This is a genomic window from Mesorhizobium sp. DCY119 (assembly GCF_003590645.1).
Taxonomy (GTDB): Bacteria; Pseudomonadota; Alphaproteobacteria; order Rhizobiales; family Rhizobiaceae; genus Mesorhizobium_M.
Map to the genome: position 1 here is coordinate 1,061,630 of NZ_CP031834.1, position 13,136 is coordinate 1,074,765.

A 13,136-nucleotide genomic window follows, 5' to 3' on the forward strand; every position below is an offset into this window, starting at 1 on the left:
AGGCGTTCTCCGGGCAATCAACCCATTCCCGCTTCGGGAAAAGGCAAATTGAGGGGACCGAAATGCAAGGCGTTGCACGCAATTTCTTCACCTTGGCGATCATCTACGCAATCTGCGGGATGATGCTCGGGCTGTCGATGGCGATGAGCCAGGATCACACCGAAATGCCGACACACGCCCATATCATGGTGGCGGGCTGGCTTATGTCGGCCGTCTTCGCCTTCTTCTATCATCTGTTTCCGGCGGCGCGTGCCTCGCGGCTGGCTGTGGTGCACTTCTGGCTGACGGCTTTGAGCGGTGTCGGCCTCGTGGTCGGGCTTTATTTCCTGCTTGCCGGACATGAGGCGGTAGAGCCTTTCGTCGCGATCAGTTCGATCGGCTTCTTCCTCGGCATGCTGCTGTTCGCATGGATCGCCCTGCCGGTGATCTACGGATCGCGGCCGGCTCGCGAAAATGTGCCCTTATGGGACAGGTAAGGGCGCTATCTCGAAAAATATCGAGCCGGTTAACCGCTCATTAAGCTTTACGGGCGTTTACTATGTTCATCCAGTTTACCTGGATTCTTACCGAGTGGCTGGAGCCACTTCGTTTGACGCCTCCCTGTTAACTTCTGAGAGCCGCTTTCCGCGGCTCTTTTTTTGCCCATTCTTATCCAGGCGTCCACGCTTTTGTCATATTAACCTTTTGTTAAACATGTGCTTGCGTTCGCGCCGGCTCGGGCGCATTTTCCACAGCCAATGAGGATGGGGCACGCGACCTGGGGCAACTTGTTATGGCACCAGTGCGCAGCAAGAGCGTGAGTACAGAGGCGTAATGATGATCGAGCCTTCGAAAGAAAGCGGTAATACAATCAAATTGGCGGAGCGGCGGGTTTTCTCCCACTCCTTCAAGCCGCTTTACGACGAAGGCATGGGGCTGGTCGAACAGACTGCCGAATATCTCGACGGCAAGGGCCGTGCGGAAGCCAAGAAGCTTTCGCGTCTGGCCGCCACGCTCTATGCCGCCGAATCGATGCGCCTGACGACACGGTTGATGCAGGTCGCATCCTGGCTGCTGCTGCAGCGCGCCGCCAATTCGGGCGAGATGACGCGCGATCAGGTCGCGTCAGAAAAATCCAAGGTGCGGCTCGACACGGCTTCCGCCCGCGAGGACGCCGTCGGCTGGAACGAATTGCCCGCCGCGTTTCTCGACCTGGTCAACCGTTCGCTCAGCCTGCAGGCGCTGGTGCGCCGCATGGACGACGAGATCTATGGCGACCGCACTGAGCTTTCGACGGCAGCTTCGATACGCCGGACCAATCCCGTCTCCGACCAGATCAGCCTTCTGAACACGGCCTTCGCCCGCGGCTGAAGAGACCGCTTGCTAACTCTACCTTGCCGGCCATCTGGCTTGCTTGTTTCCGGTTTGTTCACAATTTCCTGACATGCCGGTGCGGTGGAGGTACAGTCACCGCATGAAGCAAGCGATTCGCATCATAGGCATCGATCCGGGGCTTCGGCGCATGGGCTGGGGCATCGTCGAAACACTTGGCAATTCGCTGCGCTTCGTGGCGGCCGGCACGGTGCGTTCCGACGACAAGGCGGCGCTTGCGACAAGGCTCTGCCAGCTGCATGACGGGCTTGTCGATATCCTCCACAGCCAGGCGCCGCACGAGGCGGCGATCGAAATCACTTTCGTCAACAAGGATGCCGGCGCGACGCTCAAGCTCGGCCAGGCGCGCGGCATCGCCATGCTGGTGCCGGCCCGCGCCGGACTGGTGGTTGCCGAATATGCGCCCAACGCGGTGAAGAAGGCGGTGATCGGCGTCGGCCATGGCGACAAGAAGCAGATCCAGATGATGGTGAAGGTGCTGATGCCCAAGGCCGTCTATGACAGCGACGACGCCGCCGACGCGCTCGCCATCGCCATCTGCCACGCCCACCATCGCCAGAGCGCGATGTCGAGACTGGCCGTGCTGGCGGGGTAGTAGCAGCCGATGTTCTTGACTTGTTCTCGCCGCTGACGTAAGTAATACCAACGAGGTATTACCATGCGTGTGACGACCAAAGGACAGGTAACGATCCCCAAGGAGATCCGCGACCGGCTGGGTATCGAGCCGGGCAGCGAGGTCGAGTTTGTCGAGCGGGATTCGGCGGTGTTCCTGGAAAAGCGGGATGCCCCCACCCAGCAGGAAAACAAAACCTTTGAGGAATGGGCTGCAAGTGTAGCAGGCACATTCGATTCAATGGGTATGGACGGCAAGGCTTATATAGACTGGTTGCGGGGGCCGCGTGACGATCTCGACTCTCGTTGATACCAACGTCCTGATCGATATTCTTGGTCCAGCCGAGATGGATGCTCGCCGCTGGTCTCTGGCCGCGTTGAAGCAGACGCTTGCCGATGGACCGATCGTTTTCAGTGCCATTGTTTGGGCGGAGCTTTCGAAGCCGTCCCTCGGCGAGGATGCGCTAGCCCGCGCATTAGCCTGGCTACGGCCTCTTTGTGAAGATCTGCCATTCAGCGCCGCCTATCCGGCCGGGTCCGCTCACAATCTTTACCGCATGCGTGGCGGGCGGCGGGAAAGAACGCTGCCGGATTTTCTTATTGGCGCGCATGCTCTCGTTGCGGGGCATCGTCTGTTGACGCGCGATCCGGCCCGGTACCGATCCTACTTTCCCGGTCTCAACATCCTGAGCCCTGAAACATATCCCCTGGGGGACGACTAGATGATCGGCAAGCTCAAGGGTACCGTCGACGAGATCGCCGAGGATTATTGTGTCGTCGACGTGCACGGCGTCGGCTATGTCGCCTATTGCTCGGCGCGCACGCTGGCCGCACTTGCCGGGCCGGGCGAGGCGGTGGTGCTGTTCATCGAGACCTATGTGCGCGAGGACATGATCCGGCTCTACGGCTTCAAGACCACCCTGGAGCGCGAATGGTTCCGCCTGCTGCAGAACAATGTGCAGGGCGTCGGCGCCAAGGTGGCGCTGGCGATCCTCTCGACGTTGGCGCCGGCCGATCTCGCCAATGCGATTGCGCTGCGCGACATCGCCATGGTTTCACGCGCCCCGGGCGTCGGCAGAAAGGTCGCCGAGCGCATCGTCACCGAACTGAAGAACAAGGCGCCGGCCTATGCCGGCGAGGCCACCGGCACGATCGGGCTGAAGCAGGAACTCGGCGAGGGCGTCGCGCCTGCGCCGATCGCCGATGCCGTCTCGGCACTGGTCAATCTCGGCTATTCGCGCGACATCGCTGCCAATGCGGTCTCGGCAGCGCTGAAGACGGCGGGCGAGGATGCGGATTCGTCCAAGCTGATCCGGTTCGGGTTGAAGGAACTGGCGCGGTGATTCCTTGTTTTTACTCACTCTCCTTGCTATTCTTTGATGGTAAGGAATTTGTGCGAGGGCAATGATTTGGGCCATCAATCCAAGATCACGTCAAAGGGACAGACGACGATCCCGGTTGAGGTTCGGGACCATCTCGGTCTGAAGCCGGGTGACCGCATCAACTATGTCGTCGACGAAACCGGGGTGAGAATTCTGGCCAAGAACAGGCGCGCCGTCGATCTTGCCGCGATTCTTGGGCCGCCACCTCGTGGAGCCGGAGCAAGCATCGAGGAAATCGACGAGGCCATTGGCAGTGCCATTGCACAGGACGATGAGCGGATTGTCCGCGAATGGAACGAGACGCATGGGAACGGCCAGTGATCGGCGTGGATACGAATGTGCTCTTGCGTATCCTCGTGCGCGATGAGCCCGAGCAAACGCGCAATGCCTTGGAGTTCATTGAAAACCGCACTTCCGACGACCCGGCTTTCGTCAGTCTGATCGTGGTGGCCGAGTTGGTCTGGGCCTTGCGGCAGCGCTATGACTACCCCATGAAAGATATCCGCAGGCTGCTGTCGGCCATGCTCGAGGCAAGGGAGTTCATCTTCGAGGAGGAAGCTCTGCTTGTCGATCTGTTCAACAGCGCAGAGTCCGGCAGGGGCGATGTTGCCGACCACCTGATAGCTTACTCCGCGACGCGCGCCGGCTGCACCCATACCGTCACCTTCGACCAGCGCGCAGCAAAGGCCATCCCATCCATGGAACTCCTCGCGTGAACGACCGCCTCATCACGCCCGACAAGCGCGGCGAAGACACCGACACGACGCTGCGGCCGCAGAGCCTCGATGAGTTTGTCGGGCAGGCGGCGGCGCGCGCCAATCTCAAGGTTTTCGTCGAGGCGGCCAAAGGGCGCGGCGAGGCGCTCGACCATGTGCTGTTCGTCGGCCCGCCCGGCCTCGGCAAGACGACGCTGGCGCAGATCATGGCGCGCGAGCTCGGCGTCAATTTCCGTTCCACCTCCGGCCCGGTCATCGCCAAGGCCGGTGACCTTGCGGCGCTGCTCACCAACCTTGAAGAGCGCGACGTGCTGTTCATTGATGAGATCCATCGGCTGAGCCCGGCGGTGGAAGAAATCCTCTATCCGGCGATGGAGGACTATCAGCTCGACCTGATCATCGGCGAGGGGCCGGCGGCGCGCTCGGTCAAGATCGACCTGGCAAAGTTCACGCTGGTCGCCGCAACGACGCGGCTCGGCCTGCTTACCAACCCGCTGCGCGACCGTTTCGGCATCCCGGTCCGGCTCAATTTCTACACGGTCGAGGAGCTTGAGCAGATCGTGCGGCGCGGCGCGCGCATCCTCGGCATGCCACTCGGTGATGACGGCGCGCTGGAGATCGCGCGGCGTGCGCGCGGCACGCCGCGCATTGCCGGCCGCCTTCTGCGGCGCGTGCGCGATTTTGCCAGCGTGGCCGGGGCGGATCACGTCAACCGCAAGATCGCCGATGAAGCGCTGTCACGGCTGGAGGTCGATGCGCTCGGCCTCGACCAGCTCGACCGGCGCTATCTCTCGATGATCGCGCTGAATTTCGGCGGCGGCCCGGTCGGCATTGAGACGATCGCGGCTGGCCTGTCGGAGCCGCGCGACGCCATCGAGGACATCATCGAGCCTTATCTGATCCAGCAAGGTTTCATCCAGCGCACGCCACGCGGCCGCGTGTTGACGGCCAATGCCTGGAAGCATCTCGGGCTGGACGCGCCGAATGATCTGGCGCAGCAGCAGATCAGCCTGTTTCAGGAGGAGTGATGCCGTCCCGTCAAATGCTCATGCTCGACGGGGAGTGGGGCAGGTTCAATTTCCGTGTTGCCGGTATTGCCATCAGCGACAACCATGTGCTGCTCCAGCGTGTGCATTCATATGGTGGCTATTGGGTGCTTCCCGGCGGCAGGCTGGAACTGGGCGAAGACACAAAGACCGGCCTGGCGAGGGAGATGGCCGAGGAGCTTGGAGCCGGCGTGGAAATCGGCCGACTGGTCTTCATCGTCGAGAACTTCTTCGAAGAAGGAATTCTCTGTCACGAAATGGCTTTCTATTACGAGATGCACCTTCCATCCGACGTTCCGGACGCAAGGCAGACAATTGTGAAGCGTGTCGACCATGATGGCACGGAACTGGAGTTTGCGTGGTGGCCGGTCGATGAAGCAACGCTGACCGGCCTTTCGCTCTATCCAGCCTTCCTTCGCAAAAAGCTGACACAGATTCCGTCATCGCCAGAACATTTCGTCTGGCAGGGCTGACGCTACTCCAACCCCCGCACCATCTCCAGCACGTCCGGCTCGGCTGGTTTGCCGTCGAACTGCTCGACCACGCCGAATGCGCCGCCATAGGACCATACCGACCAGGAGAAGCCGTGCGCTTCGGCGCGGGCACTCATGTCGCGGACATAGGCGGCGCGGTATTTGGCCGGCATGACGTAAGGGTTGCCATATTCCTGGCGGATCATTCCGAACTCGCCGAGGAAGATGTTTTCCGGCTTGATGCCGTGTTTCCTGGCCCAGGCGTCCACCGTCTTGAACGGCGCGTCCATGACCGCCAGCAGCTTGTCTTCGGTGTCCATCGTCGCGATCTGTTCGTCGAGATAGGCGAGCATGCCGCTGCGCCGCGTCCACGGCGCCTCGGCCTTGATCTTGGCGCGCACCTTGTCGAGCGCGGCATCGAGCTCAGTGCGCGGCACGGCATAGGGCGGGTAAGGCAGGCCGGTGACATAGGGGATGAAATCGCCGGCCCAGGTCGCGCCCTGATGCGTCAGCAGGAACGGGTCGTAGGAGTGGAAGGTCCAGATGACATTGTCGTCCGGGATCGTCTTCGGATCGAGTTTGGCCAAGCTTTCGGCGTTGGAATAGCAGGCGCCGGTCAGCACCAGCGTCAGCCGCGTGGCCGAAGCGCGGGCGGCGGCAAACAGGCGTTGCAGCTTTTCGGGCCAGAGGCTGGTCTTTTCGTCCTTGCAGTCGATCACCGGCTCGTTCATCGCCTCGAAGGCGACGAGTGCCGGGTCTTCCTTCGACAGGCTTTTCGCCATGGCGCGGGTGAGATCGACATAAGCGTCGAAGAGTTTCGGGTCGTTCATCACTTCGGCCATGCCGAGCGAACGGTTGCCGCCTGCCGGCACGAGATGCATGTCGACGATGACTTTCAGGCCGCTCGCATTGACCAGCCGGACAGATTCCAGCACCGAGGCGAAGAGCTTGTCGCGAAGGCCAGTCGTCTTGCCCGATAGGAAGGGTGAAGGGTCGACCGGCATGCGGACGAAGTCGAAGCCGTTATCCTTCAGGCTTTTCAGGTCGGCCTCGGTCACCGACTTGCGCCATTCGGGAAAGGGCAGGATGGCCTTCTCGTCGCCCCATTGGCTTTCGTCCGGCCAGGTGACCCAGATGTCGAGATTGATACCGCGCTTCATGGAGAAGCTGGCGGCATCGGCGGCTGGTGCGGCGACGGAAAGCAGGGCGAGACCCAGAAGGCCAGCCTTGAACATCGACGCCAATGATGTCATCCGGGAAGTCATCGGGTTTGCCCCAAGCCCAATTCGACGGAATTACCCTCGTGTAATACCTGTCAGGTCGCCGGCGAAAAGGAAAGAGCGATGGACGATCATGGTGAACGCGAAAGGCTGATGGCGGGGCTGTCGGGCGAGCTGACTTCGTTCGGCCACCGCATCATGGCGCGGGTCTATTATGCCGACACCGATTTCTCCGGCGTCGTCTACCATGCGCGCTATCTCGAATTCTTCGAGCGCGGGCGTTCTGATTTCCTGCGGCTGGCAGGCGTCCACCACACCGAGCTTGCCGACGGCAAGCATGGCGAGAAGATCGTCTGGGTGGTGCGGCGCATGGAGATCGATTTTCGCGGACCCGCCCGCATCGACGATATCCTCATGGTCGATACCCGCACGGAAAAGATTTCGGGCGCGCGCATCTGGATGGGGCAGCAATTGAAGCGCGGTGACGATGTGCTGGTCGAAGCCCGGGTGGAAGCCGCCATCATCGGCGAGAGCGGGCGGCCACGTCGTTTCCCGAAGGAATGGATCGAAGCGTTTTTGCCGAAGGGGCAAGCCGGTCTGGATGCCGAATGAAAAAAGCCCCGCCGAAGCGGGGCTTTTTGTTGGTGCTTTTAACTCAGGCGGCCTTTTCGGCCGTCTGCTGCCATTTGCCGAGGGCGGCGAGGCTGTTCATCTGGGCGCGATGGGCGAAGGCGGCCTGGCCGGCGGCGATGTTTTCCACCTTGCCGCTCCATGCCTTCTGCGGGGCTGCCTGCAGCGCGCGGCCATAGGAGAAGGTCAGCTTCCACGGATGCGGGCCGATGGCGTTGATCGCGTTGAGGTTGGCGGTAGCCTCCTCGTCGGACTGGCCGCCCGACAGGAAGGCGATGCCCGGCACTGCGACCGGAACCGTCTCGCGGAAAAGCTTGATGGTCTTTTCGGCAACTTCCTCGGGGCTGTTCTTGATGCCCGACTTCTTGCCGCCGATGATCATGTTCGGCTTGAGGATCGTGCCTTCCAGCGACACGTTGGCGGCATAGAGCTCGGAATAGAGCTGCAGCAGCGTGACCTTGGTGATCTCGTAGCAGGTGTCGATGTCGTGCGAACCGTCCATCAGCACTTCCGGCTCGACGATCGGCACGATGCCGGCTTCCTGGCAGAGAGCGGCGTAGCGCGCCAGCGCGTGGCAGTTGGCGTCGATCGCGGTCGAGGAGGGAACGTTCTCTTCTTCGTTGATGTCGATCACGCCGCGCCATTTTGCGAAGCGGGCGCCGAGCTTGTAATATTCGGCGAGGCGCTCGCGCAGGCCGTCGAGGCCTTCGGTGATGGTGTCGCCCGGAAAGCCGGCCAGCGGCTTGGCACCGGCATCGACCTTGATGCCCGGAATGGCGCCGGTGGCCCGAATGAGATCGACCAGCGGCGTGCCGTCGGCGGCCTTCTGGCGGATCGTCTCGTCATAGAGGATGACGCCGGAAATGTGGTTCTTCATGGCGTTGGTGGCGCGGAACAGCATCTCGCGGTAATCGCGGCGGGAGTCGGCGGTGGATTCGACCCCGATCACGTCGAAACGCTTCTTGATCGTGCCGCTGCTTTCGTCTGCAGCCAGAATACCCTTGCCGTCGGCAACCATTGCGGCTGCGATATCTTCGAGACGTTCGCTCATTCAAAATCTCCTCTGTGATCAGCGGCGAATAACAGAAGTGTGTGACGAACGGAATGCCGCCGAAGTGCTTGAATCGATTGAAACTCGATCACACCTGCCAACGAAGTATTTCACCTCGCCAGAAGGCAGGCCAGCGGATTCTTATATCATGCCTTCAAGACGTCGACGCCGGGCAGGTCCTTGCCTTCCATCCATTCCAGGAATGCGCCACCGGCGGTGGAGACGTAGCTGAAATCGTCGGCAGCACCGGCATGGTTCAGTGCTGCTACCGTGTCGCCGCCGCCGGCGACCGAGACGAGCTTGCCTTCCCTGGTGCGGCTTGCTGCGTGCTTCGCAGCCGCAACGGTCGCGCGGTCGAAGGGCGCGATCTCGAAGGCGCCGAGCGGGCCGTTCCAGACCAGCGTTGCTGCACGGTCGATCCACTGGTTGACGGTCTCGATGGTCTTGGGGCCGACATCGAGGATCATGGCGTCGGCCGGCACCGCGTCGATGGAGACGGTCTCGTTGGCGGCATTGGCCTTGAACTCGCGGGCGACGACGCCGTCCGACGGCAGGATGATGGCGCAGCCCGATTGGGCGGCCTCGATCATGATCTGCTTGGCGGTGGGCGCAAGGTCATGCTCGCACAGCGACTTGCCGACGTCGCTGCCGCGTGCCGCCAGGAAGGTGTTGGCCATGCCGCCGCCGATGACCAGCGCGTCGACCTTCTTCACGAGATTCATGAGCAGGTCGATCTTGCTGGAGACTTTCGCGCCGCCGACGATGGCGACGACCGGACGAACCGGATTGCCGAGGCCCTTTTCCAGCGCTTCCAGCTCTGCCTGCATGGTGCGGCCGGCATAGGCGGGCAGCAGGTGGGCAAGCCCCTCCGTCGAGGCATGGGCGCGGTGGGCGGCGGAGAAGGCGTCGTTGACATAGAGATCGCCATTGGCGGCGAGCTGCTTGGTGAAGTCGGGATCGTTCTTTTCCTCGCCCTTGTAGAAGCGGGTGTTTTCAAGGAGCAGAATATCGCCGTCCTTCATGGCGGCGACTGCGGCTGCGGCCTTGTCGCCGATGCAGTCTGCAGCGAAGGCGACGGGCTTGCCGATCACCTCGCCAGTGGCTTTTGCGATGGGCGCCAGCGAGAGGGCGGGATCGGGACCATCCTTCGGGCGGCCGAAATGGGCGAGCAGGATGACCTTGGCGCCTTTGCCGGAAAGCTCGGTGATGGTGGGCGCGACGCGCTCGATGCGGGTGGCGTCGGTCACCTTGCCGTCGGCGACGGGTACGTTGAGGTCGACGCGGACGAGGATACGCTTGCCTTTGACATCACCGATATCGTCGAGCGTCTTGAAACCGGCCATGGCAATTTGTCTCCTCGCTGAAATCGGCGGAACCTTACCGTGCATTGCGCGCGATGCAAGATTGGCTTTGGTCTGAGGGACGCGGCGAATCGCAGCAAGCTGAGAGACCGCCTGCTAATTCTACCCTGCCGGCCATCTGACGCGGCTTTCTGCGCTTCCGGTGCTCATGGACTCAATGTCCACTCCGCTCCGGTTCTCGAAAATCCACGCCATATGTCTCGGCAGGGCGAATTATCAAACGATCTCTCGATCAGTCTTAAGCTTCTTCGCCAGCTTTCGCCTTCACCGGGCGGCGAAGGAGGCGGTCGAAAAGTCCGCCGAAGCGCTCGCGCAGGTTTTCCGGGATCACCGGCTGCGGGGGTGTCGGCTCGAAGGACAGGCCGACGCCGCTGATCTTGCCCTTCTCGTCGATGTCGCGGACGATGAGTTCGATCGGGCCGAGTGTCAGCCGGTCGGCGTATTCGGCGCGGCCGCCGAGCCGCGACAGCATCAGTTCGCCAATGGTCATCTTCATCTCGGCTTCAGCCAGGCCGGGCCCGTAAGCCGCCTCAAGCTCGGATGCCGGTCTTTCCGGGTCGACTGCGAAGGCGCCGAAGAAATCGGCATCCTCGGGGTCGACTTCGACGCGGCTGGCGAACAAGCGGTCGAGAAGGGCCGGATAGCGATCCGAAACGAAGATGTAGACGCGGTCGCCCGCGACCAGGCGGCCGAAGTCGGGGAATTTCATCGAGCGCCCCTCCCGGACGACCAGCGAAGGCCGCGCCCAGCGCGGCAGCCGCTCACCGCGCAGCACCGGGCTGCCGGGCACGACGCGGTAGCTCAGCAGTTCATGGTGCGCTGAGCCGGGCAGCTCCAGCTCGACCTTTTCGATCGGACCGGGACGCGGCGGCACGATCAGCCCGAGACGACGCGCAAGCGGCCCGACCGTCCAGCCCTGGACGACGAGCGAGACGAGGACGACGATGAAGGCGGAGTTGAAGATATCGCGGCCGTGCTCCAGCCCGCTGAGAAGCGGCGTGATGGCAAGCAGGATGGAGACCGCGCCGCGCAGGCCGACCCAGGAGATGAACGCCGTTTCGGTCTTGGGAAAGCGGAACGGCTTGAGGCAGAGCCACACCGCGAACGGACGGGCGACGAAAATCAGGAACAGGCCCAGCACGATGGAAACGCCGAGGATGGCCGGAAACTGCGACGGCGTGGCGAACAGACCCAGCACCAGGAACATGATGATCTGCGCCAGCCACGACATGCCGTCCTGGAAGCGCTTCAGCACCGAGGCCGCGCGGATGTTGGAGTTTCCGGCGACAAGTCCGGCGAGATAGACGGCGAGGAAACCCGAACCGCCGATCGCGCCGGCCCCGGCGAAGACGAGCAGCGACAGCGTCAGCACGAAGATCGGCAGCAGGCCGTGATCGAGATTGAGCCTTTCGACGAGGCGGACGATGGCAAAACCGCCGAGAATGCCGACGGCGGCCCCCAGGCCCATGGTGAGGAAGAAGCCGACGATGAGGTCGGTCACCAGCACCTTGGCTTCGGGGTCGATGCCCATGGCGATGATCTCGACCAGCGTGATCGTCAGGAAGATGGCGATCGGGTCGTTGGTGCCGGATTCGATTTCGAGCGTGGAGCGCACCCGGTCGCGCAGATGGATGTTGCCGGCGCGCAGCAGGAAGAACACGGCGGCCGCGTCGGTGGAGGCGACGGCAGCGCCGAGCAGGAAGGATTCGAGCCAGGTGAAATTGGTGAGATAGTGGGTGGCAACGCCGAAAATGGCCATCGTCAAGGAGACGCCGACCGTCGCCAGCGTCACGGCGGGCAAGGCTGCCTGCTTCATGACATTGACTGGCGTGCCGAAGCCAGAATCGAACAGGATGACGGCAAGCGCCAGTGAGCCGGCAAAATAAGCGACAGGGGCGTTGTCGAAGCGAAGGCCGAGGCCGTCGACGCCGCTGGCAAGGCCGATGCCGAGGAACAGGAGGAGCAGGGGGGCGCCGAAACGGAAAGCTATCAGGCTCGAAAACGCTGCGGCCAGCACCAAAGCTGTACCGACCAGGGTTGCGAGATAGATAACATGATCCATGAGCCGCCTTTTCTTCCGCCTGTGACTCTCCAGTTCAAGGTACAGTGCGGCGAAGACATGGCCATGCGCAAGCAAGTTGCGCATTTATATGAGAAATTTGTCGGGCTCATGCGGCGCCGGGCGGCTCTCCAGCGCAAACGAAAACGCCCGGCCGAAGCCAGGCGTTCCTGAAATATGAAGTGGACCGCAGATCAGCCGATGAGCTTGCCGACCGCAACCGCCGTGTCGGCCATGCGGTTGGAGAAACCCCATTCATTGTCGTACCAGGACATGACGCGGACGAGGTTGCCCTCGATGACCTTGGTCTGGTCGAGCGCGAAGGTCGACGAGGCCGGGTTGTGGTTCAGGTCGATCGAGACCAGCGGCTCGTTGGTGTAGGCCAGAATGCCCTTGAGCGGGCCGTCGGCGGCAGCAACGAGGGCTGCGTTGACCTCATCGACGGTCACATTCTTCTTGGCGACGAACTTGAAGTCGATGACCGAGACGTTCGGGGTGGGCACGCGGATCGAGACGCCGTCGAGCTTGCCCTTGAGTTCCGGCAGAACCAGGCCGACGGCCTTGGCGGCACCGGTCGAGGTCGGGATCATCGACATGGCGGCGGCGCGGGCGCGGTAGAGGTCCTTGTGCATCGTGTCCAGCGTCGGCTGGTCGCCGGTGTAGGCGTGGATCGTGGTCATGAAGCCCTTTTCGATGCCGAAGGCATTGTTGAGGACCATGGCGACCGGCGCCAGGCAGTTGGTGGTGCAGGAGGCGTTGGAGACGACGATGTGATCTTTGGTGAGCTTGTCGTGGTTGACGCCGTAGACGACGGTGAGGTCGGCGCCGTCGGCAGGCGCCGAGACGAGGACACGCTTGGCGCCGGCGGTCAGGTGGGCCGAGGCCTTATCCTTGGACGTGAAGATGCCGGTGCATTCGAGCGCGATGTCGACGCCGAGTTCCTTCCACGGCAGCTGCGACGGGTCCTTGATCGCGGTGACCTTGAATTTGTCGGTGCCGATGTTGATGGAGTCGCCTTCGACCTTGACCTCATGCGGGAAGCGGCCATGCACCGAGTCGTAGCGCAGCAGGTGGGCGTTGGTCTCGACCGGGCCGAGATCGTTGACGGCGACGACGTCGATGTCCTTGCGGCCGGATTCGTAGATGGCGCGCACGATGTTGCGGCCGATACGGCCAAATCCGTTGATGGCAACTCTGACGGTCATGCTTGTTTCT

16 protein-coding genes are annotated in these 13,136 nt (G+C 62.3%); 11 read left to right on the top strand and 5 right to left on the bottom strand.

All coding sequences use genetic code 11. From position 1 onward, the window contains the following. Positions 1 to 62: 62 nt before the first annotated feature. The 10 genes from DZG07_RS05100 (at position 63) to DZG07_RS05145 (ending at position 5,600) form a co-directional block, all read left to right on the top strand. Positions 63 to 476 (top strand): hypothetical protein, encoded by a 414-nt coding sequence (locus DZG07_RS05100; protein WP_091909506.1) that lies wholly within the window; start codon positions 63 to 65, stop codon positions 474 to 476. Positions 477 to 816: 340 nt separating this feature from the next. Then, entirely contained in the window at positions 817 to 1,350 is a 534-nt protein-coding gene (locus DZG07_RS05105) for a DUF1465 family protein (protein ID WP_091910280.1), read from the top strand. Positions 1,351 to 1,453: 103 nt separating this feature from the next. Beyond that, positions 1,454 to 1,966, top strand: a complete 513-nt coding sequence (gene ruvC / locus DZG07_RS05110) for a crossover junction endodeoxyribonuclease RuvC (protein WP_091909509.1) — start codon at positions 1,454 to 1,456, stop codon at positions 1,964 to 1,966. Positions 1,967 to 2,029: 63 nt separating this feature from the next. Then, on the top strand, positions 2,030 to 2,293 hold the full coding sequence (locus tag DZG07_RS05115) for an AbrB/MazE/SpoVT family DNA-binding domain-containing protein (protein WP_119814826.1): 264 nt from the start codon (positions 2,030 to 2,032) through the stop codon (positions 2,291 to 2,293). Beyond that, entirely contained in the window at positions 2,271 to 2,705 is a 435-nt protein-coding gene (locus DZG07_RS05120; protein ID WP_119814829.1) for a type II toxin-antitoxin system VapC family toxin, read from the top strand. Before DZG07_RS05115 ends, DZG07_RS05120 begins: the two co-directional genes overlap by 23 nt. Continuing rightward, positions 2,706 to 3,326: a Holliday junction branch migration protein RuvA gene (ruvA, locus tag DZG07_RS05125; protein ID WP_091909518.1), complete on the top strand. Its 621-nt coding sequence runs from the start codon at positions 2,706 to 2,708 to the stop codon at positions 3,324 to 3,326. It begins immediately after the preceding gene. Positions 3,327 to 3,392: 66 nt separating this feature from the next. After that, positions 3,393 to 3,686, top strand: a complete 294-nt coding sequence (locus DZG07_RS05130; RefSeq protein ID WP_244537711.1) for a type II toxin-antitoxin system PrlF family antitoxin — start codon at positions 3,393 to 3,395, stop codon at positions 3,684 to 3,686. Beyond that, positions 3,656 to 4,081 (top strand): type II toxin-antitoxin system VapC family toxin, encoded by a 426-nt coding sequence (locus DZG07_RS05135; protein WP_119814832.1) that lies wholly within the window; start codon positions 3,656 to 3,658, stop codon positions 4,079 to 4,081. The genes DZG07_RS05130 and DZG07_RS05135 overlap by 31 nt, the downstream gene beginning before the upstream one ends. Further along, entirely contained in the window at positions 4,078 to 5,109 is a 1,032-nt protein-coding gene (ruvB, locus tag DZG07_RS05140) for a Holliday junction branch migration DNA helicase RuvB (protein WP_091909527.1), read from the top strand. Before DZG07_RS05135 ends, ruvB begins: the two co-directional genes overlap by 4 nt. After that, complete coding sequence (locus tag DZG07_RS05145) at positions 5,109 to 5,600, top strand: NUDIX hydrolase (protein ID WP_119814835.1); 492 nt, start codon at positions 5,109 to 5,111, stop codon at positions 5,598 to 5,600. The genes ruvB and DZG07_RS05145 overlap by 1 nt, the downstream gene beginning before the upstream one ends. Positions 5,601 to 5,602: 2 nt before the next feature. Here the strand turns inward: DZG07_RS05145 and DZG07_RS05150 are convergent, their stop codons facing one another. Further along, positions 5,603 to 6,835: a cellulase family glycosylhydrolase gene (locus DZG07_RS05150; RefSeq protein WP_245429629.1), complete on the bottom strand. Its 1,233-nt coding sequence runs from the start codon at positions 6,833 to 6,835 to the stop codon at positions 5,603 to 5,605. Positions 6,836 to 6,943: 108 nt separating this feature from the next. On the opposite strand from DZG07_RS05150, the gene ybgC reads away from it, so the two are divergent. Next, entirely contained in the window at positions 6,944 to 7,432 is a 489-nt protein-coding gene (gene ybgC, locus DZG07_RS05155; RefSeq protein WP_119814841.1) for a tol-pal system-associated acyl-CoA thioesterase, read from the top strand. Positions 7,433 to 7,475: 43 nt separating this feature from the next. Here the strand turns inward: ybgC and DZG07_RS05160 are convergent, their stop codons facing one another. The 4 genes from DZG07_RS05160 to gap form a co-directional block, all read right to left on the bottom strand. After that, positions 7,476 to 8,501 carry a class I fructose-bisphosphate aldolase gene (locus tag DZG07_RS05160; protein WP_119814844.1) on the bottom strand — a complete coding sequence of 342 codons (1,026 nt, stop codon included), beginning with the start codon at positions 8,499 to 8,501 and terminating at the stop codon, positions 7,476 to 7,478. 146 nt (positions 8,502 to 8,647) lie between these two features. Continuing rightward, positions 8,648 to 9,844, bottom strand: coding sequence for a phosphoglycerate kinase (locus DZG07_RS05165; protein WP_091909541.1), 1,197 nt, complete (start codon positions 9,842 to 9,844; stop codon positions 8,648 to 8,650). A gap of 256 nt (positions 9,845 to 10,100) precedes the next feature. Beyond that, positions 10,101 to 11,924 (bottom strand): potassium/proton antiporter, encoded by a 1,824-nt coding sequence (locus tag DZG07_RS05170; RefSeq protein ID WP_091909544.1) that lies wholly within the window; start codon positions 11,922 to 11,924, stop codon positions 10,101 to 10,103. Positions 11,925 to 12,115: 191 nt separating this feature from the next. Further along, positions 12,116 to 13,126: a type I glyceraldehyde-3-phosphate dehydrogenase gene (gene gap / locus DZG07_RS05175; protein ID WP_119814846.1), complete on the bottom strand. Its 1,011-nt coding sequence runs from the start codon at positions 13,124 to 13,126 to the stop codon at positions 12,116 to 12,118. Positions 13,127 to 13,136 lie beyond the last annotated feature (10 nt).

What these genes read in the sequence shown, in the direction of transcription:
- DZG07_RS05100 (WP_091909506.1), top strand. Translation starts at nt 63, where the DNA reads ATGCAAGGCGTTGCACGCAATTTCTTCACCTTGGCGATCATCTACGCA.
- DZG07_RS05105 (WP_091910280.1), top strand. Translation starts at nt 817, where the DNA reads ATGATCGAGCCTTCGAAAGAAAGCGGTAATACAATCAAATTGGCGGAG.
- ruvC (WP_091909509.1), top strand. Translation starts at nt 1,454, where the DNA reads ATGAAGCAAGCGATTCGCATCATAGGCATCGATCCGGGGCTTCGGCGC.
- DZG07_RS05115 (WP_119814826.1), top strand. Translation starts at nt 2,030, where the DNA reads ATGCGTGTGACGACCAAAGGACAGGTAACGATCCCCAAGGAGATCCGC.
- ruvA (WP_091909518.1), top strand. Translation starts at nt 2,706, where the DNA reads ATGATCGGCAAGCTCAAGGGTACCGTCGACGAGATCGCCGAGGATTAT.
- DZG07_RS05135 (WP_119814832.1), top strand. Translation starts at nt 3,656, where the DNA reads ATGGAACGAGACGCATGGGAACGGCCAGTGATCGGCGTGGATACGAAT.
- DZG07_RS05145 (WP_119814835.1), top strand. Translation starts at nt 5,109, where the DNA reads ATGCCGTCCCGTCAAATGCTCATGCTCGACGGGGAGTGGGGCAGGTTC.
- DZG07_RS05150 (WP_245429629.1), bottom strand. Translation starts at nt 6,835, where the DNA reads ATGTTCAAGGCTGGCCTTCTGGGTCTCGCCCTGCTTTCCGTCGCCGCA.
- ybgC (WP_119814841.1), top strand. Translation starts at nt 6,944, where the DNA reads ATGGACGATCATGGTGAACGCGAAAGGCTGATGGCGGGGCTGTCGGGC.
- DZG07_RS05160 (WP_119814844.1), bottom strand. Translation starts at nt 8,501, where the DNA reads ATGAGCGAACGTCTCGAAGATATCGCAGCCGCAATGGTTGCCGACGGC.
- DZG07_RS05165 (WP_091909541.1), bottom strand. Translation starts at nt 9,844, where the DNA reads ATGGCCGGTTTCAAGACGCTCGACGATATCGGTGATGTCAAAGGCAAG.
- DZG07_RS05170 (WP_091909544.1), bottom strand. Translation starts at nt 11,924, where the DNA reads ATGGATCATGTTATCTATCTCGCAACCCTGGTCGGTACAGCTTTGGTG.
- gap (WP_119814846.1), bottom strand. Translation starts at nt 13,126, where the DNA reads ATGACCGTCAGAGTTGCCATCAACGGATTTGGCCGTATCGGCCGCAAC.